22 protein-coding genes are annotated in these 24928 nt (G+C 71.3%); 17 read left to right on the forward strand and 5 right to left on the reverse strand.

Going from position 1 to position 24928, the window contains the following annotated elements; genetic code table 11:
• Positions 1–13: 13 nt before the first annotated feature.
• Entirely contained in the window at positions 14–823 is an 810-nt protein-coding gene (gene thiD, locus IE140_RS31560; protein ID WP_150196559.1) for a bifunctional hydroxymethylpyrimidine kinase/phosphomethylpyrimidine kinase, read from the forward strand.
• Between the two features lie 74 nt (positions 824–897).
• On the opposite strand, the gene rpmB is transcribed toward thiD, so the two are convergent.
• A complete protein-coding gene (gene rpmB, locus IE140_RS31565; protein ID WP_006127872.1) occupies positions 898–1083 on the reverse strand; it encodes a 50S ribosomal protein L28 in 186 nt (61 codons plus the stop codon).
• Positions 1084–1340: 257 nt separating this feature from the next.
• Here rpmB and fakA point away from each other — a divergent pair, with 257 nt between their 5' ends.
• The 9 genes from fakA (at position 1341) to mutM (ending at position 10633) form a co-directional block, all read left to right on the forward strand.
• Positions 1341–3071, forward strand: a complete 1731-nt coding sequence (gene fakA / locus IE140_RS31570; protein WP_150198512.1) for a DAK2 domain-containing protein — start codon at positions 1341–1343, stop codon at positions 3069–3071.
• Between the two features lie 49 nt (positions 3072–3120).
• Positions 3121–5334, forward strand: coding sequence for an ATP-dependent DNA helicase RecG (gene recG / locus IE140_RS31575; RefSeq protein ID WP_189460910.1), 2214 nt, complete (start codon positions 3121–3123; stop codon positions 5332–5334).
• A 137-nt stretch (positions 5335–5471) separates the two neighbouring features.
• The gene (gene rsmD / locus IE140_RS31580) at positions 5472–6056 is read left to right on the forward strand and encodes a 16S rRNA (guanine(966)-N(2))-methyltransferase RsmD (RefSeq protein WP_107413546.1); all 585 of its coding nucleotides are present in this window, start codon (positions 5472–5474) and stop codon (positions 6054–6056) included.
• 26 nt (positions 6057–6082) lie between these two features.
• A complete protein-coding gene (coaD, locus tag IE140_RS31585; RefSeq protein WP_007448181.1) occupies positions 6083–6562 on the forward strand; it encodes a pantetheine-phosphate adenylyltransferase in 480 nt (159 codons plus the stop codon).
• Positions 6563–6678: 116 nt separating this feature from the next.
• Positions 6679–7788 (forward strand): F0F1 ATP synthase subunit B, encoded by a 1110-nt coding sequence (locus IE140_RS31590; RefSeq protein WP_093440991.1) that lies wholly within the window; start codon positions 6679–6681, stop codon positions 7786–7788.
• Between the two features lie 162 nt (positions 7789–7950).
• Positions 7951–8622, forward strand: a complete 672-nt coding sequence (locus IE140_RS31595) for a YceD family protein (RefSeq protein ID WP_032770133.1) — start codon at positions 7951–7953, stop codon at positions 8620–8622.
• Positions 8623–8624: 2 nt separating this feature from the next.
• Positions 8625–8798: a 50S ribosomal protein L32 gene (rpmF, locus tag IE140_RS31600; protein WP_003965982.1), complete on the forward strand. Its 174-nt coding sequence runs from the start codon at positions 8625–8627 to the stop codon at positions 8796–8798.
• Positions 8799–8817: 19 nt separating this feature from the next.
• Positions 8818–9642, forward strand: coding sequence for a ribonuclease III (gene rnc / locus IE140_RS31605; RefSeq protein WP_006127880.1), 825 nt, complete (start codon positions 8818–8820; stop codon positions 9640–9642).
• A 130-nt stretch (positions 9643–9772) separates the two neighbouring features.
• Positions 9773–10633, forward strand: coding sequence for a bifunctional DNA-formamidopyrimidine glycosylase/DNA-(apurinic or apyrimidinic site) lyase (gene mutM / locus IE140_RS31610; RefSeq protein WP_093440989.1), 861 nt, complete (start codon positions 9773–9775; stop codon positions 10631–10633).
• Here the strand turns inward: mutM and IE140_RS31615 are convergent.
• The gene (locus IE140_RS31615) at positions 10606–11010 is read right to left on the reverse strand and encodes a winged helix-turn-helix transcriptional regulator (RefSeq protein ID WP_093440987.1); all 405 of its coding nucleotides are present in this window, start codon (positions 11008–11010) and stop codon (positions 10606–10608) included. The genes mutM and IE140_RS31615 overlap by 28 nt on opposite strands.
• 154 nt (positions 11011–11164) lie before the next feature.
• Between IE140_RS31615 and IE140_RS31620 the strand changes: the two genes are divergently transcribed.
• A complete protein-coding gene (locus IE140_RS31620; protein ID WP_150197690.1) occupies positions 11165–11503 on the forward strand; it encodes an alpha-amylase inhibitor in 339 nt (112 codons plus the stop codon).
• Positions 11504–11575: 72 nt separating this feature from the next.
• Here IE140_RS31620 and IE140_RS31625 read toward each other — a convergent pair whose 3' ends face one another.
• Positions 11576–12538 (reverse strand): CAP domain-containing protein, encoded by a 963-nt coding sequence (locus IE140_RS31625; RefSeq protein ID WP_150197689.1) that lies wholly within the window; start codon positions 12536–12538, stop codon positions 11576–11578.
• A 245-nt stretch (positions 12539–12783) separates the two neighbouring features.
• Between IE140_RS31625 and IE140_RS31630 the strand changes: the two genes are divergently transcribed.
• From IE140_RS31630 to IE140_RS31645, 4 genes are all read left to right on the forward strand, one after another.
• Positions 12784–13065 carry an acylphosphatase gene (locus IE140_RS31630; protein WP_006127884.1) on the forward strand — a complete coding sequence of 94 codons (282 nt, stop codon included), beginning with the start codon at positions 12784–12786 and terminating at the stop codon, positions 13063–13065.
• Positions 13066–13514: 449 nt separating this feature from the next.
• Positions 13515–13727, forward strand: coding sequence for a hypothetical protein (locus IE140_RS31635; protein ID WP_006127885.1), 213 nt, complete (start codon positions 13515–13517; stop codon positions 13725–13727).
• 338 nt (positions 13728–14065) lie between these two features.
• Complete coding sequence (locus tag IE140_RS31640) at positions 14066–17788, forward strand: SMC hinge domain-related protein (protein WP_189460913.1); 3723 nt, start codon at positions 14066–14068, stop codon at positions 17786–17788.
• A gap of 205 nt (positions 17789–17993) precedes the next feature.
• On the forward strand, positions 17994–19415 hold the full coding sequence (locus IE140_RS31645; protein WP_032770127.1) for a sugar porter family MFS transporter: 1422 nt from the start codon (positions 17994–17996) through the stop codon (positions 19413–19415).
• Positions 19416–19485: 70 nt separating this feature from the next.
• On the opposite strand, the gene IE140_RS31650 is transcribed toward IE140_RS31645, so the two are convergent.
• Positions 19486–20472 (reverse strand): LLM class flavin-dependent oxidoreductase, encoded by a 987-nt coding sequence (locus tag IE140_RS31650; protein ID WP_093442732.1) that lies wholly within the window; start codon positions 20470–20472, stop codon positions 19486–19488.
• 210 nt (positions 20473–20682) lie between these two features.
• Between IE140_RS31650 and ftsY the strand changes: the two genes are divergently transcribed.
• Positions 20683–21897 (forward strand): signal recognition particle-docking protein FtsY, encoded by a 1215-nt coding sequence (gene ftsY, locus IE140_RS31655; RefSeq protein ID WP_150197584.1) that lies wholly within the window; start codon positions 20683–20685, stop codon positions 21895–21897.
• 102 nt (positions 21898–21999) lie between these two features.
• On the opposite strand, the gene IE140_RS31660 is transcribed toward ftsY, so the two are convergent.
• Entirely contained in the window at positions 22000–22647 is a 648-nt protein-coding gene (locus tag IE140_RS31660) for a bifunctional DNA primase/polymerase (protein WP_093442730.1), read from the reverse strand.
• Positions 22648–23075: 428 nt separating this feature from the next.
• Here IE140_RS31660 and nsdA point away from each other — a divergent pair, with 428 nt between their 5' ends.
• Entirely contained in the window at positions 23076–24551 is a 1476-nt protein-coding gene (nsdA, locus tag IE140_RS31665; protein ID WP_093442728.1) for a transcriptional repressor NsdA, read from the forward strand.
• The last annotated feature ends 377 nt before the right edge of the window (positions 24552–24928 follow it).

A 24928-nucleotide genomic window follows, 5' to 3' on the forward strand; every position in this document is an offset into this window, starting at 1 on the left:
TAGATTGCTGCGTATGCCCATACGTACCGCTGTACCGCCCCGCGTGCTCACCGTCGCCGGATCCGACTCCGGCGGCGGTGCGGGGATCCAGGCCGACCTGAAGACGATGCTCGCCCTCGGCGTGCACGGCATGAGCGTGCTCACCGCCGTCACCGCACAGAACTCCCTCGGCGTCCAGGGCGCGTGGGAGCTTCCGGTGGACGCCGTGCGCGCCCAGTACCGCAGCGTCGTCGACGACATCGGCGTCCAGGCCGTGAAGACCGGCATGCTCGCCTCCGCCGCCCTCGTGGAGACCGTCGCCGAACTTCTCGCCGGAACCGACGCCCCCGTCGTCGTCGACCCGGTCGGCGTCTCCAAGCACGGGGACGCGCTGCTCGCCGCCGAGGCCCTCGACTCCGTACGCACCAAGCTGCTCCCCGCCGCCACCGTCGCCACCCCGAACCTCGACGAGGTCGCCCAGCTCACCGGTGTCCAGGTCACCGATGAGAGCGGCATGCGCCGGGCCGCCGAGCAGATTCTCGGCTTCGGATCGCGCTGGGTCGTGATCAAGGGCGGCCATCTGCCGGGGGAGGCGGTGGACCTGCTCACCGACGGGAGCGCGGAACACTGGCTGCGCGCCCCCCGGCACGACAACCGCCACACTCACGGCACGGGCTGCACGCTGGCCTCCGCCATCGCCTCCGGGCTCGCGCTCGGGATGGACGTGCCCACGGCCGTCCAGAGCGCGAAGACGTACGTCACCGGCGCGATCGAGGCCGGCTTCCCGCTCGGCGGCGGCATCGGCCCGGTCGACCACGGCTGGCTGACCCGGACAGCTGTCTGAGTACAGCAAAAAGCCGGTCCACCGAGGTGGACCGGCTTTTTGGGCAACCGGAAGGCTGCGCTACGACGGGGACGTCAGCGCGCGACCTTGCCGGCCTTGATGCACGAGGTGCAGACGTTGAGCCGCTTCGGCGTCCGACCGACCACGGCACGCACGCGCTGGATGTTGGGATTCCAGCGACGAGACGTACGGCGGTGCGAGAACGAAACGCTGTTGCCGAAGCTCGGCCCCTTGCCGCAAACGTCGCAGTTGGCAGCCACGGGTCACTCCAAAGACTTCAGATGCACTTACAGTGAATTCCGGCACGCCGGAATCAGTTGGACTGAAGTGGCGGTACCGGGGGAATGTCCCGACTCTCATCGGGCAACCGGAGCAGCATACAACGCCTGCTTCGGAGATACGAAACTACCACGGCTCGGCCGCCCGCCCTCCCGCCCCCTGTCCCTGCCGGGACCCCCGCGAGCGGGCTAACCTGCGGTGCAGCCCGTTGCCACGGCCGCTTCAAGGAGGACCATCGGTGCCGCAGCTCCCCGACGACCTGGACGCCGTCGCGGTACGCACGTGGTGCTCGCTGGCCCTGGAGGCACTGGGCCGGGAGCGCGCGGAGATCGACGCGATCAACGTCTATCCCATCGCCGACGGGGACACCGGCACCAACCTCTATCTGACGCTCGAGTCCGCGGCCGCCGCCGTCGAAGCGGTCTTCGCCGCCCACGAGACCGGCACCACCGCACCCGCCACCGCCGACGCCGTACGCGCCATGGCGCACGGCGCCCTGATCGGCGCCCGCGGGAACTCCGGCACGATCCTGGCCCAGCTGCTGCGCGGCATGGCCGGGGTGCTGGCCGACGGCGGCGACGCGGCCCACCTGCGCCTCGCCCTCACGAGCGCCGCCGACGCGGCCCGGCAGGCCGTCGCCCACCCCGTCGAGGGCACCGTGCTCACCGTCGCCGCCGAGGCCGCCCAGGCCGCCCGGGGCGAGGACCCCGACCTGCGCACCGTCGTCACCGCCGCGTACGAGGGTGCGCGCGCCGCCCTCGCGCGCACCCCCGAGCAGCTCGCCGTCCTCGGCCGGGCGGGCGTGGTCGACGCCGGGGGCCGGGGTCTGGTGGCGGTGCTGGGCGCGCTGGTGGAGACGGTGACCGGGCAGGCTCCCGTACGGGGACCGCGTACCGCCTCCGGGAACGCCGCGAAGGCGCCCGTGACCGTGGACGGGGGGTCCGTGGTGGGGCTGCCGGTGGGCGGCACTCCGGTGGAGGGCGTCACGGAGGGGGGCCTTCCCGCGAGCGCTCCGGTGGAGGGGCCGCTCGACTGCCCCGAGGACGGCGGTGCCGGGCCCGCGTTCGAGGTGATCTACCTCCTGGAGGCCCGCGACGAGCAGGTGGCCCGGCTGCGCACCCGGCTCGACGCGCTCGGCGACTCCCTGGTCGTCGTCGGCGGTGACGGGCTCTGGCACGTCCACGTCCATGTCGACGACGCCGGGGCGGCCGTCGAAGCGGGCGTCGAGGCCGGGCGGCCGTACCGGATCCGGATCACCCACTTCGCCACCGAGAGCGGCCACGACGTCCGCGTCCAGGCCGAACCCGCCCAGCGCGCCGTCGTCGTCGTGGTCCCGGGCGACGGCCTGGCCGGGCTCTGCACCGAAGCCGGCGCCACGACCGTGATCGCCCGCCCCGGCGAACCCCCCGCCAGCGGCGAACTGGTCGACGCCATCCGCCGCGCCCACGCCCGCGAGGTGGTCCTGCTGCCCAACGACGCGGCCCTGCGCCACACCGCGGCCGCCGCCGCCGAACAGGCCAGGACCGAGGGGGTCCGGGTCGCCCTCATCCCCACCCGCGCCGCCGTCCAGGGCATCGCCGCGCTCGCCGTCCACGAACCCGACCGCGGCTTCGACGAGGACGTGGTCGCCATGACCGCCGCCGCCGGGGCCACCCGCTACGCCGAACTGGCCGTCGCCGAGCGCCAGTCGTGGACCATGGCGGGCATCTGCCAGGCCGGGGACATCCTCGGCCTGATCGACGGGGACGTGGCCGTGATCGGCGCCGACGTCCCGGGCACCGCCCGAACCGTGCTCGACCGGATGCTGGCGGCGGGCGGCGAACTGGTCACCCTCGTCCTCGGCGAGGACGTCCCGGACACGCTCGCGGACGCGCTGGAGGAGCACGTACGCGAGGGCCATCTCGCCGTGGACACGGTGGTCTACCGGGGCGGCCACCAGCGCGCACCGCTGCTCATCGGCGTCGAGTAGCGGCCCCGCCGCCGCGCCCGGCGGACAGCTGTCAGTGCCGTGGTGTGCAATGGATCGCGTGTCCTCGTTCGATGAACCTCTGAAGAAGCTGCTCGGCGGAGCCACCGCGAAGGTGATGGCCGAACACCTCGACCTGCACACGGTCGGTGATCTGCTGCACCACTACCCGCGGCGGTACGAGGAGCGCGGCAAGCTGACCGCGCTGGCCGACCTCCCGCTGGACGAGCACGTCACGGTCGTCGCCCAGGTCGCCGACGCCCGGATCCTGATGTTCAACAACGGCCGGGGCAAACGCCTGGAGGTCACCCTCACCGACGGCAGCGGCCGCCTCCAGCTGGTCTTCTTCGGCCACGGCGTCCACAAGCCGCACAAGGAGCTGCTGCCGGGCCGCCAGGCGATGTTCGCGGGCAAGGTCTCCGTCTTCAACCGCAAGATGCAGCTCGCCCACCCCACGTACCAACTGCTCGACGCCTCCGACGCCGACGAGGCCACCGAGGCCGTGGACGCCTTTGCCGGACGGCTGCTGCCGATCTACCCCGCGTGCAAGCAGCTCGACTCCTGGCGGATCGCCAAGGCCGTGGACGCCGTCCTGCCCAGCGCCCGGGACGCGGTGGACCCGCTGCCCGCCTCCCTGCGCGAGGGGCGCGGCTTCACCCCGCTGCCCGAGGCCCTGCTCAAGGTGCACCGCCCGCAGACCAAGGCGGACATCGAGGACGCCAAGGCCCGCCTCAAATGGGACGAGGCGTTCGTCCTCCAGGTCGCCCTGGCCCGCCGCCGGTACGCCGACACCCAGCTGCCCGCCGCCGCCCGCCGCCCCGTCGCGGACGGCCTGCTGGACGCGTTCGACGCCAAGCTGCCCTTCACCCTCACCGAGGGCCAGGAGAAGGTCAGCAAGCAGATCTTCGACGACCTGGCCACCGAGCACCCGATGCACCGACTCCTCCAGGGCGAGGTGGGATCGGGCAAGACCATGGTGGCCCTGCGCGCCATGCTCGCCGTCGTCGACGCGGGCGGCCAGGCCGCGATGCTCGCCCCCACCGAGGTCCTCGCCCAGCAGCACCACCGCTCGATCACCGAGATGATGGGCGAGCTGGCCGAGGGCGGCATGCTGGGCGGCTCGGACCGGGGCACCAAGGTCGTCCTCCTCACCGGCTCCATGGGCACGGCCGCCCGCCGTCAGGCCCTGCTCGACCTGGTCACCGGCGAGGCCGGGATCGTCATCGGCACCCACGCCCTCATCGAGGACAAGGTCCAGTTCCACGACCTCGGCCTGGTCGTCGTGGACGAACAGCACCGCTTCGGCGTGGAACAGCGCGACGCCCTCCGCTCCAAGGGGAAGCAGCCGCCCCACCTCCTCGTCATGACCGCCACCCCCATTCCCCGTACGGTCGCGATGACGGTCTTCGGCGACCTGGAGACCTCCGTCCTGGACCAGCTCCCGGCCGGCCGCTCCCCGATCGCCAGCCATGTCGTCCCCGCCAAGGACAAGCCCCACTTCCTCGCCCGCGCCTGGGAACGCGTCCGCGAGGAGGTCGGGAACGGCCACCAGGCGTACGTGGTCTGCCCCCGCATCGGCGACGACGCGGAGGAGGCCGAGGGGAAGAAGGGCAAGGCGAAGAAGAAGCCCGCCGAGGAGGACCCGGAGAAGCGCCCGCCGCTCGCCGTCCTGGAGATCGCCGACGAACTGCGCAAGGGCGCGCTGGCCGGGCTGACCGTCGAGGTGCTGCACGGCCGGATGCACCCCGACGAGAAGGACGACGTCATGCGCCGGTTCGCCGCCGGGGACGTCGACGTCCTGGTCGCCACCACCGTCATCGAGGTCGGCGTCAACGTCCCCAACGCCACCGCCATGGTGATCATGGACGCCGACCGCTTCGGCGTCTCCCAGCTCCACCAGCTGCGCGGCCGCGTCGGCCGGGGCTCCGCCGCCGGGCTCTGCCTGCTGGTCAGCGAGGCCCACGAGGCGAGCCCCGCCCGCGCCCGCCTCTCGGCCGTCGCCGCCACCCTCGACGGCTTCGAGCTCTCCCGGATCGACCTGGAGCAGCGCCGCGAGGGCGACGTGCTGGGCCAGGCCCAGTCCGGGGTGCGCTCCTCGCTGCGGATGCTCACCGTCATCGACGACGAGGAGGTCATCGCCGCCGCTCGCGAGGAGGCCGTCGCGATCGTCGCCGCCGACCCGGAGCTGGAGCACCTGCCGGAGCTGCGCACGGTGCTGGCCGCCCTCCTGGACAAGGACCGCGAGGAGTATCTCGACAAGGGGTGAGCCCCCGGGGGCGTCCTGCCCGGTGCGCGAGCCCCGGGCCCGTCCTGCTGGTGCGGGCCGTACGCCATATCGTGGACGCACGGCCCGCCCTCACCGCGGGCCCCCGGCACGCCCCCGACCCCGAGGACCCCACACCCATGACCCGCGTGATCGCCGGCTCGGCCGGCGGACGCCGCCTGGCCGTCCCGCCCGGCACCGGCACCCGCCCCACCTCCGACCGTGCGCGCGAGGGCCTCTTCTCCACCTGGCAGGCGCTCCTCGGCACTCTGGAGGGGACCCGGGTCGCCGATCTCTACGCCGGATCCGGCGCCGTCGGCCTCGAAGCGCTCTCCCGAGGCGCGGTCCACGCCCTGCTCGTGGAGGCCGACCCGAAGGCCGTCCGTACCGTCCGCGACAACGTCCGCACCCTCGGCCTCCCGGGCGCCGAAGTCCGTACCGGCAAAGCCGAACAGATCGTGACAGGACCGGCGCCCGCCGACCCGTACGACATCGTCTTCCTGGACCCGCCGTACGCCGTCACCGACGACGATCTTCGCGAGATCCTGCTCACACTCCGTGCTCAGGGGTGGATCGGCGAGGATGCGCTCGTCACCGTGGAACGCAGCACCCGGGGCGGAGAATTCGGCTGGCCCGCCGGATTCGAGCCACTGCGGTCCCGTCGCTACGGCGAGGGAACGCTTTGGTACGGTCGCGCCGCCGCTACGTGCGAAGACGCACGATGACCGGACCGGAGAGCGAGGGAATCACAGTGCGCCGCGCCGTCTGTCCGGGGTCGTTCGACCCCATCACCAACGGACATCTCGACATCATCGGACGAGCCTCGAAGCTGTACGACGTGGTGCACGTGGCGGTGATGATCAACCAGTCCAAGAAGGGGCTGTTCACCGTCGACGAGCGGATCGAGCTGATCCGCGAGGTCACCGCCGACTTCGGCAACGTCGAGGTGGAGTCCTTCCACGGCCTGCTGGTCGACTTCTGCAAGCAGCGGGAGATCCCGGCGATCGTGAAGGGCCTGCGGGCCGTCAGCGACTTCGACTACGAGCTGCAGATGGCCCAGATGAACAACGGCCTCTCCGGCGTCGAGACGCTCTTCGTGCCGACCAACCCGACGTACAGCTTCCTGTCGTCCTCGCTGGTCAAGGAGGTGGCGACCTGGGGCGGCGACGTCTCCCACCTGCTGCCGCCCACCGTCCACGAGGCGCTCGTGAAGCGGCTCGGCGAACGCTGAGGCACTGACGGGCCGTCACCAGGTGTCGGGCGGCGGCCGACTGGCCTTACAGTCGTCCCGTCCGTCTCCAACGGAGCAGCAGCTTCAACAGAGCAGCAGAGAGTGGCGAGCACACGGTGGACGTGCAGAAGAAGCTCGACGAGATCGTCGAAGCGGTCGGGAGCGCCCGATCCATGCCCATGTCGGCCTCGTGCGTGGTCAACCGCGCCGAGCTGCTCGCCATGCTCGAAGAGGTGCGCCAGGCCCTGCCCGGCTCCCTCGCCCAGGCCCAGGAGCTGATCGGCGGCCAGGAGCAGTTCGCCGAGCAGGCCCGCCAGGAGGCCGAGCGGATCATCGAGTCGGCCCACGCCCAGCGCGCCTCGCTGATCTCCGAGACCGAGATCGCCCGTCAGTCGCAGAGCGAGGCCGACCGGATCCTGTCCGAGGCCCGCCGCGAGGCCGAGGAGGTCCGGGCCGAGGCCGACGACTACGTCGACAGCAAGCTCGCCAACTTCGAGGTCGTCCTCACCAAGACCATCGGCTCCGTTGACCGGGGCCGCGAGAAGCTCCTCGGCCGCGGCCAGGGCCTGGACGAGCAGGGCTACGAGGACCCCGACTTCACCGAGGCCCCCGAGCGCAGCGCCGACCCGGAGACGCTGAAGCAGCGGGCCGACGCGTACGTGGACGCCAAGTTCGGCGCCTTCGAGGCCGTCCTCGCCAAGACGCTGGAGGCGGTCGGCCGCGGCCGGCAGAAGCTGCACGGCCGGGTCGCCACCGACGACCTCGGCGCGCACATCGCCGCCCAGGACGCCGCGGGCGGCCAGGGCCACACCAGCGACGCCGACTATCTGGCCGGTCTCGCCGAGCTGGCCACTCCCGAACCGCAGCAGGCGCCCCAGCAACCCGCCTACCCGGCGCAGCCGCCGGGCGAGCCGAGCTACGCGCAGGCGGCCTACGGGTACCAGGAGCAGCCGGTCCAGCAGGGCATGCAGGACGCGTACGGCTACCAGCAGCAGCCCGACCCGTACGCGGCGTACCAGCAGCAGGGCGGCTACGACCCGAACGGCTACCCTCCGCAGCCCACCGGCCAGCCCGACTACGGCTGGCAGCAGCAGAACCAGCAGCACGGGCAGGAACAGGGCCAGGCGCCCGGCCAGCAGGGCGGTGGCGCGCTGGACGAGACCAGCCTCTTCGACACCAGCATGATCGACCTGGAACAGCTGCGCCGGTACGAACAGGGTCGCTGACCCCGGCGGGGCTGCTGCCCCGATTGGGTGCTGAGCGGTCCGTCCAGTATCCTGAATCCTCGGTCGCACATAGGTCCGCGATTCCGGCTGCCCGTTTCGTCTACGAATCGGGACCATTCGACTCCGGACCGTAGACGGCCCCTCCTTCGCAGTACGACACCCATGATTCTGAAAGCAGGAAGAGCCCTGAACGGCCACCTCGACCACCGCAACCCTCTCGTGTTCGATACGCACGAGCTGGGCCGGCGTCCCGGTGCCATGAAGCGGCTGTCCCGCTCGGTGGAAGCACCCGGTTCACCGGTCCTGGGCATCGACGGCGTCATCGGCGTGCCGGAAGGCGCACCCGTTGAGCTGGACCTCCGCCTCGAATCGGTCATGGAAGGGGTGCTTGTCACAGGCACCGCCCGTGCGACCGCCGAGGGGGAGTGCGTAAGGTGTCTGGAGCCGCTGACCGTAGAGGTCGACGCGGACTTCCAGGAAATGTTCTCGTACCCTGACGCCGATGACCGGGGCCGCAGCAGTGCGGCGGAACCGGCCGACGACGCCGAGGACGACGAGGACAGGTTCTTTCTCGAGGACGGCTTGTTCGACCTCGAACCCATGCTGCGTGACGCGGTAGTGCTCGCACTGCCCATGCAGCCGGTGTGCTCGGAGGACTGCGCCGGTCTGTGTTCCGAATGCGGAATCAGGCTGGACGAGAATCCGGGTCACCACCACGACGCCGTCGACATCCGTTGGGCGGCACTGCAAGGACTCGCCGAGACCGTTCAGGACGGCGAGAAGGACAACATGGGCGGCGCCGAACCGGGCGTCGACGAGAAGCAGGAGAAGTAGCCGTGGCTGTTCCGAAGCGGAAGATGTCGCGCAGCAACACGCGCCACCGCCGGTCGCAGTGGAAGGCTGCGGTCCCCACCCTGGTTTCGTGCGAGCGTTGCCAGGAGCCCAAGCTCCAGCACATTGCGTGCCCGAGCTGCGGCACCTACAACAAGCGCCAGGTCCTCGAGGTCTGAGCGGCTGGTGAGAGGCCCGATGTCTGAGTTGTCCAACGCCAAGAAGCAGGCAGACAACGTCAACACAGCCTCGTCCCACACGCTTCTGGAAGGGCGGCTCGGGTATCACCTCGAGTCCGCCCTTCTGGTGCGTGCGCTGACCCACCGTTCCTACGCGTACGAGAACGGCGGCCTGCCCACCAACGAGCGGCTCGAATTCCTCGGGGATTCGGTGCTCGGCCTGGTGGTCACGGACACGCTGTACCGCACCCACCCCGACCTGCCCGAAGGCCAGCTGGCCAAGTTGCGGGCCGCGGTGGTCAATTCGCGTGCGCTGGCGGAAGTGGGCCGCGGCCTCGAACTCGGCTCCTTCATCCGGCTCGGCCGCGGTGAAGAGGGCACGGGGGGCCGGGACAAGGCTTCCATCCTCGCCGACACACTGGAAGCAGTGATCGGCGCGGTCTATCTCGACCAGGGCCTCAGCGCGGCCTCGGAGCTGGTCCACCGGCTCTTCGACCCGCTGATCGACAGGTCCTCGAACCTCGGTGCCGGCCTGGACTGGAAGACCAGCCTCCAGGAGCTCACCGCGAGCGAGAGCCTCGGAGTCCCCGAGTACCTCGTCACGGAGACCGGCCCGGATCACGAGAAGACCTTCACTGCTGCCGCTCGCGTCGGTGGTGTCTCGTACGGCACCGGCACCGGCCGTAGCAAGAAGGAAGCGGAGCAGCAGGCGGCCGAGTCCGCCTGGCGCGAGATCAGCGCCGCCGCAGAGGCACGGCAGGCCGCGGAGAAGTCCGCAGCCGACGGAGGGGCCGCCGACACCCCTGCCGACCCGTCGCCGAACACGGACGCCGCTCCGGCCTGAAGCAGAACGGGAACCCCTCGGTGCCATCCGCACCGGGGGGTTTTCCCTGTCCAGGGGCGGTCGGCCCCTCCGTGCGTTTTCGCCCGCCCCGTTCCCCGTACTACCGTCGATGTGTCTGGAGTGGTGCACCGTGCCCGAGCTGCCCGAGGTCGAAGTCGTCCGCAGGGGCCTTGAGCGCTGGGTCAGCGGGCGCACCGTCACCGAGGTCGAGGTCCTGCACCCGCGCTCGGTCCGACGGCACCTCGCGGGTGGCGTCGACTTCGCCGCCCGGCTCCGAGGTGCCCGCTTCGGTCCGGCGATGCGGCGCGGCAAGTACCTCTGGGTGCCGATCGAGGAGGCCTCCGCCTCGCTGCTCGGCCACCTCGGCATGAGCGGACAGCTGCTGGTGCAGCCCGCGGACGCGCCCGACGAGAAGCACCTGCGCATCCGGATGCGGTTCGACGACGCGCTCGGAACCGAACTGCGCTTCGTCGACCAGCGCACCTTCGGCGGACTCTCGCTGCACGGCAACACCCCCGACGGACTGCCCGACACCATCGCGCACATCGCCCGGGACCCGCTCGACCCGCTCTTCGACGACGCCGCGTTCCACACCGCGCTGCGGCTGCGCCGTACCACCGTCAAACGCGCCCTGCTCGACCAGTCGCTGATCAGCGGCGTCGGCAACATCTACGCCGACGAGGCGCTCTGGCGGTCCAGACTGCACTACGACCGGCCGACCGCGACCCTGACCCGCCCCAAGTCCGCCGAACTGCTCGGCCACGCCCGCGACGTCATGAACGCGGCCCTCGCCCAGGGCGGTACCAGCTTCGACAGCCTGTACGTCAACGTGAACGGCGAGTCCGGCTACTTCGACCGGTCGCTCGACGCGTACGGCAGGGAGGGCGAGCCCTGCAACCGGTGCTCCACCCCGATGCGCCGCCGCGCCTGGATGAACCGCTCCAGCTACTACTGCCCGCGCTGTCAGCGGCCGCCGCGCGCCTCGTCGTAACGCGCCCGGGCGGCCAGGACCTCGTCCATCCGCCCCTCGACGCAGTGGATGAGCCCGAGGAGCTTCTCGGCGACCTCACGGCCGAACGGGGTGAGCTCGTAGTCCACCCGGGGCGGGTTCACCGGCTGGGCCTCCCGCAGGACGAGCCCGTCCCGCTCCAGGGCGTGCAGGGTCTGGGAGAGCATCTTCTCGCTGACCCCGTCGACCCGGCGGCGCAGCTCGTTGAACCGGAGGCTCTCCTCGTACAGCGCGCCGAGCGTCAGACCGCCCCAGCGCCCGGTGACGTGCTCCAGCGTCGAGCGCGAGGGGCACGCGCGGGAGAAGACGTCGAACGCGAGGCTGTCCGTATCCGTATCCGTATTCGTGTCGCTGGCCATACCAGAAGCTTACTCCCGCACAGTGCTCACTCCGAGGGAGCGCTGTACCGGAGTAAGACAGCCCGGCCCGCCGCGGGGGTAGAAGTTTTCGATGTGGCCTTCCTCGGCAGGGGACTGTTTTGTTGGCTGGTGTCTCCCGATAAGGAGGCATTAAATGGTGTTGGCGAGGATCAAGCGAAAGGCCGCTGTGGCCACGGCGGTCGCCGTGAGCGGCATGACGCTGGCGGCGATGTCCCCCGCCACGGCGTCCGCCGCGACGGGCGCTGTGCCGAGCTGCGTCGAAACGTCGGTCGTACCCGAGGTGTTCGGCAATATGTTGGTCTACATCACCAACAACTGCGAGAGCACACAGCGAGTGAAGCCGACCTTCCAGTGGGTGAGCGGGTCTGGGCCACAGGTCCAGTGTTACGACCTGCAGCCGGGTCAGGAAGTGCTCCAGGCGGTCAGTCCGGGCGCCCCGTTCAACAAGTTCCTGGGTCTGGTCAGCTGCTGAGTGGTTTCAGACGGAGTCGCCCCCACGCTCCGCGCAGCGCGTGGAACGTGGGGGCGAGCGTGCATTCCGGGGTCAGAAGCCGAAGTTCTGGACCCACCACGGGCCGCCGGGGCCCTCGTGGACACCGATACCGATGGTCTTGTAGTCGCAGTTGAGAATGTTCGCCCGGTGGCCTTCGCTGTTCATCCAGCCCTCCATCACGGCCTGGGCGTCCGCCTGGCCGCGGGCGATGTTCTCCGCCGCCAGTCCCTGGACGCCCGCCTGCGCGGCCCGGTCCCAGGGGGTGTCGCCGTCCGGGTCCGTGTGGTCGAAGAAGCCGCGGGCCGCCATGTCCTCGCTGAAGTTCTGGGCGAGGGAGGTCAGCGGGGCGCTGGTGGACAGCGGGGAGCAGCCGACCTTCGCGCGCTCCTGGTTCACCAGGGCCAGTACCTCGCTGCGTGCGGAGGCGTCGGTCGGGGAGGGGCTCGGCTTCTTGCTGGGCGGCGGGGCGGTGGAGGTCTTCGGCGGTGCCGGGGCCTTGCTCGCCGGGGCGGAGCTCTTCTCCGGGGCCGAGGTGGGGGCCTTCGACTTTTTCGACGGGGCGGCGTCCGGCTTCTTCGACGTGGAGGGCGCGGCCGACTTCGACGGCGCCTTCGAGGTCTCCGAGGGCGAGGGCTTCTTCGACGGGGTCCCGGACGGCGTCTTCGACGGCGACGTGCTCGGCGCCTCCGGGCGCTCGCTGCCCCGGCTGGTGGGGGAGGAGGACCGGTCGGCCGGCGCGGTGGAACTGCCGCCCTGCGTCAGCAGGTCCGGGGCTCCGCCGGTGCGCACCTGGTCGGCGGCGGTGGGGGAGCCGGTGGTGTACGTGTCGCCGCCGGGGATCAGACCCGAGGCGACGGCCACCGCTCCGACGGCCACGGCCGCCGAGACGCCGAGGAGGCCGGTCCGGATCGGCACGGCGGACTTCTTCCGGCGCGTGCCCCGGCCCCGGGAAGCGGTCTTGGCCGCGGGCTGCTCAGCGGCGGGGCCTGCGGCGGATCGTCGGTGGCGTCCCATGCGCTGTGCCTTCCTGATTCTCCGGACGCCGCCTGCGACGTCACGCGATTGCCCCGTTTGCTGATGCTGAACGGCCCCGATGATCGAAATGCGATCGGGCGGGGAGCGAATGGTGCTTGATCGACTTTCCGTCGACGACCGTCCGATACTCACCCGATCGAGTGAGGCTGTTGCGACGGGACTGTAGCCCATGGGCGAAAGGGGGCGGCGTGCTTCTTGAGCAATTGGCCGGTTAGCGTTCGGGCATGAACGAAGAAGCACGCCTCGTCGTCTGGGTACGCGGCCGAGTACAGCAAGTAGGCTTCCGCTGGTTCACCAGGGCAAACGCTTTGGAGATCGGCGGGCTCATCGGGTTCGCCCTCAATCTCGACGACGGCAGAGTGCAGATCGTGGCCGAAGGGCGGCGTGAGAATTGCCACCGTCTCCTGGAGTGGCTGCGGTCCGACGACACACCCGGGCGCGTGGACGGGGTCACTGAGATCTGGGACACGCCGCGCGGTGGATACGAGGGATTCGCCATCCGCTGATCCCGCCCGGAGCGGCCCCTTCCGATCCGCTCCGTGAACGCCGTGTGCCGAACGGTCACCGGAACGCCCGCCCGGCCCCCGCTCGGCCCTCGCACCCGAAATGACCTGCGGCGGGACCCGGCGGCGACCGATGGTTGCCAGATGCGGAATGTCGTGCAAGGCTGCGGCATTGACGAAGATCCGCGCACCCCTCGGGGTCCCGCAGGAGAGTCGCGCCGCATGATCGTCCAGCCGCGCGCCCCCGGGACACCCGGGTACACAGGGTGTGATCGTGTTGACCGTCAAACTTTTTGGTGAGACGCTGAAAACCCCGCGCACCTTAGCTGTTCGGTAGAGCTGATTAGCAGCAGAACCGCAGTGGTGACAGAGCCCTGCCGAGCACCGCGGGTGCGATCCCCTGACGACCCACACCGCATCGGTCGGTCACTCATTGTGGAGGACCATCCATCATGGCAAAGGCGCTTCTCGGTTACGTCGGCGGTTCCGACCCGCGACTCCTCGCCGAGATGCGACGGCTCCAGCAGCGCGTCCAGGACCTGGAATCCGAGCTCACCCGGATCCAGGACGAGAACGACGCGCTCAACGCCGCCGCCCAGCACCAGGAGTCGCTGCTCGACAGCATCGACATCGACGTACCCCAGGGCGAGCCTGCACTGACCTGACCGTGACGGCCCCTTCGGGCCGGTCGGGCCGGGCACGCTCAGTAGCCTCGGAATCTCATTGATCCGTCCTGCGTCACGGATCGCCGTCCCCGAACACCGGGTCCCCGCACCGCCGGGGATGCCAATGTCCGGTAGTACGACGATGCACCGCGCGGGCCACAGCTGGATGAACGGCGACGCCGGCAGCACAGCGACGCCCACAAGATTCACAGGGACGCTTCGGCGTCCCTTTTTCTTTGCCCGACGGCCACCCCCGCCCCTGCCCCCCTTCGCTTAACGTCTGATGTGCCCTGCACCTTCATCAGCGAAACCGAGAGCGAAAGGTAGAGTCCGGCGGCGTGCACCTCAAGGCCCTGACCCTGCGTGGTTTCAAATCGTTCGCGTCCGCCACCACCCTGCGGTTCGAACCGGGGATCACCTGCGTCGTCGGACCCAATGGATCCGGCAAATCCAATGTGGTGGACGCGCTCTCCTGGGTCATGGGGGAACAGGGGGCCAAATCCCTGCGCGGCGGCAAGATGGAAGACGTGATCTTCGCCGGGACGACCGGACGGCCGCCGCTCGGCCGCGCGGAAGTCTCGCTGACGATCGACAATTCCGACGGCGCATTGCCCATCGAGTACGCCGAAGTGACGATCACTCGGATCATGTTCCGCAATGGCGGCAGCGAATACCAGATCAACGGCGACACCTGCCGGCTGCTCGACATCCAGGAACTCCTCTCCGACTCCGGTATCGGGCGGGAGATGCACGTCATCGTCGGGCAGGGCCAGTTGGACTCCGTCCTGCACGCCGACCCGATGGGCCGCCGGGCCTTCATCGAGGAGGCCGCGGGCGTGCTCAAGCACCGCAAGCGGAAGGAGAAGGCGCTGCGGAAGCTGGACGCGATGGGCGCCAACCTGGCCCGGGTCCAGGACCTCACCGACGAACTGCGCCGTCAGCTCAAGCCGCTCGGCCGGCAGGCCGCCGTCGCCCGCCGGGCCGCCGTCATCCAGGCCGATCTGCGCGACGCCCGGCTCCGGCTCCTCGCCGACGACCTGGTGACCCTGCGGGACGCGCTGCGCGACGAGATCGCCGACGAGGCGGAGCTGAAGAAGCGCAAGGACGCGGCCGAGGCCGAGCTGAGGACGGCGCTCGCCCGCGAGGCCGAGCTGGAGGGAGAGGTACGCCGGCTCGCGCCCCGGCTCCAGCGCGCCCAGCAGACCTGGTACGAGCTGTCGCAGCTCGCCGAGCGGGTCCGCGGCACGATCTCGCTGGCCGACGCCCGGGTCCGCAGCGCCTCCCAGGCGCCCGCCGAGGAGCGCCGCGGCCGCGACCCCGAGGACCTGGAGCGCGAGGCGGCCCGGATCCGCGAGCAGGAGGCGGAGCTGACGGCCGCCCTGGAGGCGGCCGAACACGCGCTGGAGGACACCGTCGCCCACCGCGCCGACCTGGAACGCGAGCTGGCCGCCGAGGAGCGCCGACTCAAGGACGCGGCCCGCGCCATCGCCGATCGGCGCGAAGGACTCGCCCGGCTGAACGGCCAGGTCAACGCGGCACGCAGCCGGGCCGGTTCGGCCCAGGCCGAGATCGACCGGCTGGCGGCCTCCCGCGACGAGGCCCAGGAGCGCGCGGTCACCGCGCAGGAGGAGTACGAGCAGCTCAAGGCCGAGGTCGAAGGGCTGGACGGCGTCGACGAGGAGCTGACCGCCCGCCATGAGCAGGCCAAGCGGGCCCTGGCCGAGGCCCAGGCCGCCCACAGCACGGCCCGTGACGAGGCCACCGCCGCCGAGCGCAGGCGGGCGGCGGTCGCGGCCCGGCACGAGGCGCTGGCCCTGGGGCTCCGCCGCAAGGACGGCACGGGGGCGCTGCTCGGCGCCCGCGACCGGCTGACCGGACTCCTCGGCCCCGCCGCCGAACTGCTGACCGTCGAGCCCGGATACGAGATCCCGGTCGCGGCCGCCCTCGGCACGGCGGCGGACGCGGTGGCCGTCACGGACCCGGCCACGGCGGCCGACGCGATCCGGCTCCTGCGCGAACGGGACGCGGGACGCGCGGCGATGCTGCTGGGCGGGGCGACCGACGGCGCTCCGGAGACCCGGCCCCACCACGTACCGGAGCAGTCCGGCGAGCACGTGCCCGCAGGGGGCGAGGCCCCGCAATCCGCGCCGGCCGTGCTGCCCGGCCAGGGCGGAGCTCCCGGCGAACCCGCCTCCGTGCCCGCGGGCCCCGACACCGCCCCCCGCCGCGCCGCCCGCCCCGGGACGGTCACGGCCACCACCGCGCCCGCCGTCGCCGACCTCGTGCGCGGGCCCGCCGCGCTGGTCGGGGCCGTCCGGCGGCTCGTCGCGGACATGGTGGTCGTCGCGACGCTGGAGGACGCCGAGGAGCTGGTCGCCGCGCACCCCGGGCTGACTGCGGTGACCGGGGAGGGGGACGTGCTCTCCGCCCACTTCGCGCACGGCGGGTCGGCCGGGGCGCCCAGCCTGCTGGAGGTGCAGGCCTCCGTCGACGAGGCCGCCGCCGAGCTGGCCGAACTGGCCGTCCGGTGCGAGGAGCTCGCCGAGGCCCAGCGCCTGGCGGCGGATCGGCGCACGGAGCAGGCCGCGCTCGTCGAGGAGCTGGGGGAGCGCCGCCGGGCGGCCGAGCGGGAGAAGTCCGGCTTCGCCCAGCAGCTAGGGAGGCTCGCCGGGACGGCCCGGAGCGCGGCGGGCGAGGCCGAGCGCATGACCGCCTCCGCCGCCCGCGCCCAGGAAGCCCTGGAGCGGGCCACCGAGGAGGCCGAGGAGCTGGCCGAACGGCTGCTGGTCGCCGAGGAGACACCGGCCGAGGAGGAGCCCGACACCTCCGTACGCGACCGGCTCGCCGCCGACGGGGCCAACGCCCGCCAGACCGAGATGGAGGCCCGGCTCCAGGCCCGTACGCACGAGGAGCGGGTCAAGGCGCTGGCCGGGCGCGCCGATTCGCTGGACCGGGCCGCCCGGGCCGAACGGGAGGCCCGCGCCCGCGCCGAACAGCACCGGGCCCGGATGCGGTACGAGTCGGAGGTCGCCTCCGCCGTCGCCTCGGGCGCCCGTCAGCTGCTGGCGCACGTCGAGGTGTCCCTCGTACGGGCCGACGAGGAGAGGACGTCGGCCGAGGCGGCGAAGGGCGAGCGGGAGCGCGAGCTGGCCGTCGAGCGCGACCGGGGCCGGGAGCTGAAGGGCGAGCTGGACAAGCTCACCGACTCGGTCCACCGGGGCGAGGTGCTGGGCGCGGAGAAGCGGCTGCGGATCGAGCAGTTGGAGACGAAGGCCCTGGAGGAGCTGGGCGTGGAGCCCGCGGGGCTGGTCTCCGAGTACGGGCCCGACCAGCTCGTACCGCCGTCGCCCGCCGCCGAGGGCGAGGAGCTGCCGGAGGACCCGGAGCACCCGCGCAACCAGCCGAAGCCGTACCGGCGGCCCGAGCAGGAGAAGCGGCTGCGGTCGGCCGAACGGGCGTACCAGCAACTCGGGAAGGTGAATCCGCTCGCCCTGGAGGAGTTCTCGGCGCTGGAGGAACGGCACAAGTTCCTGTCCGAGCAGCTTGAAGACCTGAAGAAGACCCGGGCCGATCTGCTCCAGGTGATCAAGGAGGTCGACGAGCGGGTCGAGCAGGTCTTCACCGAGGCCTACCACGACACCGCCCGGCAGTTCGAGGGCGTCTTCTCGCGGCTCTTCCCCGGCGGCGAGGGCCGGCTCATCCTCACCGACCCGGACAACATGCTCACCACCGGCGTGGACGTCGAGGCGCGCCCGCCGGGCAAGAAGGTGAAGCGGCTCTCCCTGCTGTCGGGCGGCGAGCGGTCCCTGACGGCGGTGGCGCTGCTGGTGTCGATCTTCAAGGCCCGGCCCAGTCCGTTCTACGTGATGGACGAGGTCGAGGCCGCGCTCGACGACACGAACCTCCAGCGGCTGATCCGGATCATGGAGGAGCTCCAGGAGAGCTCGCAGCTGATCGTGATCACCCACCAGAAGCGGACGATGGAGGTCGCCGACGCGCTGTACGGCGTGTCCATGCAGGGCGACGGGGTCTCGAAGGTCATCAGCCAGCGACTGCGCTGACTCTTTACCGAATCATCAGAGGTTCAACGCACCTTTTGCGCACCTCGGGGTACACGGCACCAGACCCGCTGTTTGACTTTGTTTCTTGAACGCATACCCTCTGCGAAGTTGATTTGGTCTTCAAGTGGTGGCGAACGGGATGGTGTGCGCCACTGGGAAGGCTCACACCCCACGTCTGACCCCCGGCCAGGCATCAGGAGTTCACGTGACCAGCAGCACAGCGAACGGACCCGAGTCCGGGGCGAGGGCGGCCCACCCGGAGCACCTCGGCCACGTCATCTTCATCACCGCGGCCGCGGCGATGGGCGGCTTCCTCTTCGGCTACGACAGCTCCGTCATCAACGGCGCCGTCGAGGCGATCCGCGACCGGTACGACATCGGTTCCGGAACGCTCGCCCAGGTCATCGCCATCGCGCTGATCGGCTGTGCGATCGGCGCCGCCACCGCGGGCCGGATCGCGGACCGGATCGGCCGCATCCGCTGCATGCAGATCGCCTCGGTGCTCTTCACCGCCAGCGCGATCGGCTCCGCGCTGCCGTTCGCGCTCTGGGACCTGGCGATGTGGCGCATCATCGGCGGCTTCGCCATCGGCATGGCCTCCGTGATCGGCCCGGCCTACATCGCCGAGGTCTCCCCGCCCGCCTACCGCGGCCGGCTCGGCTCCTTCCAGCAGGCCGCGATCGTCATCGGCATCGCCGTCTCCCAGCTCGTCAACTACGCCGTCCTCCAGATCGCCGACGGCGACCAGCGCGGCGAGATCCTGGGCCTGGAGGCCTGGCAGTGGATGCTCGGCGTGATGGTCGTCCCGGCCGTCCTGTACGGGCTCCTCTCCTTCGCCATCCCCGAGTCCCCGCGCTTCCTCATCTCCGTCGGCAAGAAGGCCGAGGCCCGCAAGATCCTCGAAGAGGTCGAGGGCGACAAGATCGATCTCGACGCGCGCGTGACCGAGATCGAGACGGCCATGCACCGCGAGCACAAGTCCTCCTTCAAGGACCTGCTCGGCAACCGCTTCTTCTTCCTGCCGATCGTCTGGGTCGGCATCGGCCTCTCGATGTTCCAGCAGCTCGTCGGCATCAACGTGGCGTTCTACTACTCGGCGACGCTGTGGCAGTCCGTCGGCATCGACCCGACCGACTCGTTCTTCTACTCGTTCACCACCTCGATCATCAACATCATCGGCACGGTGATCGCGATGGTGCTGGTGGACCGGGTGGGCCGCAGGCCGCTCGCCCTCGTCGGCTCCGTCGGCATGGCGGTCGCGCTCGCCGTCGAGGCCTGGGCCTTCTCCGCCGACCTGGTCGACGGCAAGCTCCCCACCGCCCAGGGCGCCACGGCGCTGGTCGCCGCCCATGTCTTCGTGCTCTTCTTCGCCCTGTCGTGGGGTGTCGTCGTCTGGGTCTTCCTGGGCGAGATGTTCCCGAACCGCCTGCGCGCCGCAGCCCTCGGCGTCGCCGTCTTCGCGCAGTGGATCGCCAACTGGGCGATCACCGCCAGCTTCCCGAGCCTGGCCGACTGGAACCTCTCGGGGACGTACATCATCTATGCCTGCTTCGCCGTGCTCTCGATCCCCTTCGTGCTCAAGTTCGTGAAGGAGACCAAGGGCAAAACGCTGGAGGAGATGGGCTGACCCTCCCCCCGTACTGGAGGAGACGGGCTCATCCCCGCTGCCCCTCTCCTTCTTCACCGGCGGCCCCGCCTCACCCCTGAGCCGGGGCCGCCGGCCTTTCCCGTGGCAGAGCCCCGCAGAACAGCCGCAGGCTCCGCCACCCCTCGTCCACCGGCATCCCGCCGCACAGCGGATGCAGCACCAGGCTCTCCGCCTCCAGTCCCGCCAGCTCGTCCGGCGTGACGATCCGGTACACCCCCTCCTCGCGCAGCTCCGCCACCGTCGTCGCCGCCGAGCGCACCGCCGAGCGGATGTCCTTGGACTGCCAGGAGGCGTACGTCCGCGCCTCGTGCAGCAGGTGCTCGCCGTACAGCGCCCACGTCCGCTCCGGGTCCTCGGAGACATGCAGCAGCGGGGTGCGTTCCGCGGGCATCATGCAGAAGCCCTCCGTCCCGTGCTCGGCGCACTGCTCCCGGTAGTACGCGTCCAGCTCCGGCAGATGCGCGCTCGGGAACAGCGGCAGCCCCAGCCGGGCCGCCCGCCGCGCCGCCGCCCGCGAGCTGCCGCCGACCAGCAGCATCGGGTGCGGTCGCGTGTACGGGCGCGGGGTGACCCGTACCGTACGGCCCCGGTACGGGAACGGCTCCCCGGTCCACGCCGCCAGCAGCGTCTCCAGCAGCTCGTCCTGGAGCCTGCCGCGCCGGCCCCACTCCACCCCGGCCCGTTCGTACTCCTCCGGGCGGTATCCGATCCCCGCCACCGTCACCAGCCGGCCCGCGCTCAGCAGGTCCAGCACGGCGATGTCCTCCGCGAGCCGCAGCGGATCGTGCAGCGGCCCGATGATCGCCGAGACGGTCACCGCGATCCGGCGGGTGGCGCCGAAGACCGCTCCGGCGAAGGTGAACGGGGAGGGCAGCCAGGAGTTCGCCACCCCGTGGTGCTCCTCGGTCTGCACCGTGTCGACGCCGTGCTCATCCGCGTACGCCGCCATCTCCAGCGCCGCACGGTAGCGGGCCGAGAGCGATACGGGGGTGGCGTCGGGTTCGACGAGATTGAACCGGACCACTGTGAAGGCCATCAGGGGTGTCCCTTCGCCGGAGCGGGCGGATGGGCGGGCGGGGCGGCTGTTCTGGCGGACAGGCGGCCGCACCGTACCTGACGGAACGTCAGAAGTGGAGAGGGCTCACATCTGCATTGGGGCCAAAAGGTGCATAGAGGGCTCGTCGGATCGCCGGGGGACTGCCGGGGCAGCGCCTGCGCGACGGCCGTGGCCGATACTGGACGGGTTATGGAACTCGTCGAAATCGTCATCCTCGCTGTAGTCATCGCCCTGGTCGCTGTCGGCCTGGTCGGCGGGCTCGTGGTCGGCAGCCGCAAGAAGAAGCAGCTGCCGCCCCCGCCGCCGTCCACGCCGACCATCACTCCTCCCGCCGAACCTCAGGTCGGCGAGGAGGCCGAGACGCCGCGCGACGAAGCGCGGCGCACCATCGACGAAGTCGGCCTCCCGGACGCCACCGCGCCCGTGGAGGAGGAAGCTCCGGTCGTCGAGGCCCCCGAGGCTCCCGCGCTGGAGGTCCCCGAGCCCACCGCCGGCCGGCTCGTCCGCCTGCGGGCCCGGCTCGCCCGATCGCAGAACTCGCTCGGCAAGGGACTCCTCACCCTGCTCTCCCGGGACAACCTCGACGAGGACACCTGGGAGGAGATCGAGGACACCCTCCTCACCGCCGACGTCGGCGTCGCCCCCACCCAGGAACTGGTCGAGCGGCTCCGCGAGCGCGTCCGTGTGCTCGGCACCCGCACCCCGGAAGAACTGCGCACCCTGCTCCGCGAGGAGCTGATCACTCTGCTCGGCCCGGACTTCGACCGCGAGGTCAAGACCGAGGGCGGCGCGGAGACCCCCGGTGTCGTCATGGTCGTCGGCGTCAACGGCACCGGCAAGACCACCACCACCGGCAAGCTGGCCCGGGTGCTCGTCGCCGACGGCCGCAGCGTGGTGCTCGGCGCGGCCGACACCTTCCGCGCCGCCGCAGCCGACCAGCTCCAGACCTGGGGCGAGCGCGTCGGAGCACGTACGGTCCGGGGCCCCGAGGGCGGCGACCCGGCGTCGATCGCCTACGACGCGGTCAAGGAAGGCATCGCCGAGGGCGCGGATGTCGTCCTCATCGACACCGCCGGCCGACTGCACACCAAGACCGGCCTCATGGACGAGCTGGGCAAGGTCAAGCGCGTCGTGGAGAAGCACGGCCCGCTCGACGAGGTGCTCCTCGTCCTCGACGCCACCACCGGGCAGAACGGACTCGTCCAGGCCCGCGTGTTCGCCGAGGTCGTGGACATCACCGGCATCGTCCTCACCAAGCTCGACGGCACCGCCAAGGGCGGCATCGTCATCGCGGTCCAGCGCGAGCTGGGCGTACCCGTGAAGCTGATCGGCCTCGGTGAGGGTCCGGACGACCTCGCTCCGTTCGAGCCGGGCGCCTTCGTGGACGCCCTGATCGGCGACTGAACCGCTCCGTATCCGGTACGGCGGACGGGCGGCGGGCTCCTCGCGGGAGCCGCCGCCCGTCCGCCGTTTTCCGTTGCCGTTTCTGTATCCGCTCAGGCCGGGCTACGAGCGGTGGCAGACGTACGCCAGGGTCCCCAGCAGCAGCCGCGCCTGCGGGGGAGCGGCCGCCGTGTCCAGGACCGGGGGCCGCAGCCAGCGGACCGGGCCGAGGCCGCCGAGGTCGGACGGCGGGGCGGTGATGTGCGTCCCCGGCCCCAGGGCGCGCAGATCCAGGCCCGCGTCGTCCCAGCCCATCCGGTAGAGCAGCTCGGGCAGCTCGGCTGCGGCCCCGGGGGCGACGAAGAACTGCGCCCGTCCGGTCGGGGTCACCGTGACCGGGCCCAGCGGCAGCCCCATCCGCTCCATCCGCACCAGCGCCCGCCGTCCAGCCTGCTCCGCGACGTCCAGGACATCGAAGGAGCGGCCCACCGGCAGCAGCATCGCGGCCCCGGGCGTCCGGGCCCAGGTCTCCGCCGCGCGGTCCAGGCCGGTGCCCGCGGGGACCTCCCCGGCGAAGCCCAGCGGATGGGCGCCGGGGGAGGGGCACACCGGGTCGCCGCACGAGCAGGAGCCGGCCTCGGCCCGTGCTCCGGGCGCCACCGCCCAGCCCCACAGTCCTGTGTACTCGGCCACCGCCGTGCCCTCGGTGCCGCGGTGGCGTCGCCGCGCACCGGATCGCATCTCCCGGATGCCGCCGATCGTGAAGCCCATGCCCCCTCCAACGGGTACGGCTCGCCGGTGGTTACGACCCGCGTCGCTCGGGTAACCCTCCGTCGCTGCAACTCGATCGAGTGGCGTGCGCGGTGGTGCGAAACGGAGTGCGACACGGTGTACGCGCCCCCGAGTGCTTCCGTGCGCTCGCCCTCGGTTCTGATTCCTCAAGTCAAGCGCGCGCAGCGGCAGTCGGGTTCATTCGAAGGGGTGGCGAATGGTGGCGTTTCTTCAATCCCCCTCGCGAGAGGGGTGATCGTAGGATTACCGTCGGTACACGAACTCTGGGAGTATGTGCACCCGCGGGTATGCCCCAGGCAACCCGATTTCCTGTTCGAGGGCATCCAACTCCCGTACGGACAGCACCGATGCACGGCATTCTGATAATGGTTCGCGCGATGAGGTTTCAGCGGGATGGGGGCGTTCCAGTGAGTGGCAGCGGCGCAGGCGACACGGATGCGGGCAAGCGTCCCAACGAGCAGTTGGGCTCGTGGTTCGTGCGCAGTGGCTGGTCCAAGGGCGAGCTGGCACGCCAGGTCAACCGGCGGGCCCGGCAGATGGGCGCCCATCACATCAGCACCGACACCTCCCGGGTGCGGCGCTGGCTCGACGGCGAGCAGCCTCGGGAGCCGATCCCGCGCATCCTCTCCGAGCTGTTCTCGGAGCGCTTCGGCGCCGTCGTCGCCGTCGAGCAGCTCGGGCTGCGCACCGCCCACCAGTCACCCTCGGTGGCCGGCGTCGATCTGCCGTGGGCCGGCCCGCAGACGGTCGCCCTGCTCAGCGAGTTCTCCCGCAGCGACCTGATGCTCGCCCGGCGCGGCTTCCTCGGCAGCTCGCTGGCGCTGGCCGCGGGGCCCGCGCTCATCGAGCCGATGCAGCGCTGGCTGGTGCCCGTTCCCGTGCAGGGGACCGGTGAACCGGAGGCCCCGGCCGCCGACCACCGCCCCTCCAGACTCTCCCGGCCCGAGCTGGACCTGCTGGAGTCGACCACCGCGATGTTCCGGCAGTGGGACGCCCAGTGCGGCGGCGGACTGCGACGCAAGGCCGTCGTCGGACAGCTGCACGAGGTCACCGACCTCCTCCAGGAGCCCCAGCCCGGCCCCACCGCCCAGCGGCTCTTCCGCTGCGCCGCCGAACTGGCCGAGCTGGCGGGCTGGATGAGCTACGACGTCGGCCTCCAGCCCACCGCCCAGAAGTACTTCGTGCTCGCCCTGCACGCCGCCAAGGAGGCCGGCGACAAACCGCTCGGCAGCTACATCCTCTCCAGCATGAGCCGCCAGATGATCCACCTGGGCCGCCCCGACGACGCCCTGGAGCTGATCCACCTCGCGCAGTACGGCAGCCGCGACTGCGCCACCTCCCGGACCCAGGCCATGCTGTATGCGATGGAGGCCCGCGCCTACGCCAACATGGGCCAGCCCAGCAAGTGCAAACGGGCCGTCCGGATGGCCGAGGACACCTTCCTGGACGCCGGCCTCGACGGCGAGCCCGAACCCGACTGGATCCGCTTCTTCTCCGAGGCCGAGCTGAACGGCGAGAACGCCCACTCCTACCGTGACCTGGCCTACGTCGCCGGCCGCAGCCCCACCTACGCCTCGCTCGCCGAGCCCGTCATGGAGAAGGCCGTCGAACTGTTCGGCGAGGACGACGAGCACCAGCGCTCCTACGCGCTCAACCTCATCGGCATGGCCACCGTCCATCTCCTCCAGCGCGAACCGGAGCAGTCCACCGTGCTCGCCGGCCAGGCCCTGAAGATCGCCAGGAAGGTCCGCTCCGAGCGCGTCAACACCCGTCTGCGCAAGACCGTCGACACCGCCGCCAGGGACTTCGGCGATGTCGCCGATGTCGCCCGGCTGACCGAGCTGCTCCACGAGCAGCTGCCGGAGACCGCCGAAGCGGTCTGACCGGCACCCGAGGCCCCGGCCGCGGCGCCCCTTCCGTACACCCCGACTCGGCTCCCCCATCGCCTGGTCACACGGAGGGTCGCCGTGGCCGGTTTCGTGCTTTCCGGGCCCAGGAGCGGCCCCCCGGGCGTTTCAACCGCACCGTATGCGGCGTGCGCTGCATGCTGGGGCCTGTCGTTCGGGTCAGGCCGGGCTCGCGCGGCCCGGCACGCGCATCTGCGGCGTTGTCGTCGGTCGCCAATGCTCCGCAGTGACTCCCTCCTCCGCCTTGCAGCTGCCCGCACCGGACCCCGCTCCCTGATCCGGCCTGACCCGAACGAAAGACCCTGGGCAGCGCACCGGACGCGCCACCCCGGATTCATTCGGCCGTAACACGC

This window comes from Streptomyces parvus (assembly GCF_014648875.1).
In the GTDB taxonomy this organism is placed as follows: Bacteria; Actinomycetota; Actinomycetes; order Streptomycetales; family Streptomycetaceae; genus Streptomyces; species Streptomyces parvus.

What these genes read in the sequence shown, in the direction of transcription:
- IE140_RS31595 (WP_032770133.1), top strand. Translation starts at nt 7,951, where the DNA reads ATGATTCTGAAAGCAGGAAGAGCCCTGAACGGCCACCTCGACCACCGC.
- IE140_RS31630 (WP_006127884.1), top strand. Translation starts at nt 12,784, where the DNA reads ATGAACGAAGAAGCACGCCTCGTCGTCTGGGTACGCGGCCGAGTACAG.
- rsmD (WP_107413546.1), top strand. Translation starts at nt 5,472, where the DNA reads ATGACCCGCGTGATCGCCGGCTCGGCCGGCGGACGCCGCCTGGCCGTC.
- thiD (WP_150196559.1), top strand. Translation starts at nt 14, where the DNA reads ATGCCCATACGTACCGCTGTACCGCCCCGCGTGCTCACCGTCGCCGGA.
- IE140_RS31625 (WP_150197689.1), bottom strand. Translation starts at nt 12,538, where the DNA reads ATGGGACGCCACCGACGATCCGCCGCAGGCCCCGCCGCTGAGCAGCCC.
- IE140_RS31650 (WP_093442732.1), bottom strand. Translation starts at nt 20,472, where the DNA reads ATGGCCTTCACAGTGGTCCGGTTCAATCTCGTCGAACCCGACGCCACC.
- IE140_RS31620 (WP_150197690.1), top strand. Translation starts at nt 11,165, where the DNA reads ATGGTGTTGGCGAGGATCAAGCGAAAGGCCGCTGTGGCCACGGCGGTC.
- ftsY (WP_150197584.1), top strand. Translation starts at nt 20,683, where the DNA reads ATGGAACTCGTCGAAATCGTCATCCTCGCTGTAGTCATCGCCCTGGTC.
- rnc (WP_006127880.1), top strand. Translation starts at nt 8,818, where the DNA reads ATGTCTGAGTTGTCCAACGCCAAGAAGCAGGCAGACAACGTCAACACA.
- IE140_RS31660 (WP_093442730.1), bottom strand. Translation starts at nt 22,647, where the DNA reads ATGGGCTTCACGATCGGCGGCATCCGGGAGATGCGATCCGGTGCGCGG.
- IE140_RS31635 (WP_006127885.1), top strand. Translation starts at nt 13,515, where the DNA reads ATGGCAAAGGCGCTTCTCGGTTACGTCGGCGGTTCCGACCCGCGACTC.
- recG (WP_189460910.1), top strand. Translation starts at nt 3,121, where the DNA reads ATGGATCGCGTGTCCTCGTTCGATGAACCTCTGAAGAAGCTGCTCGGC.
- IE140_RS31615 (WP_093440987.1), bottom strand. Translation starts at nt 11,010, where the DNA reads ATGGCCAGCGACACGAATACGGATACGGATACGGACAGCCTCGCGTTC.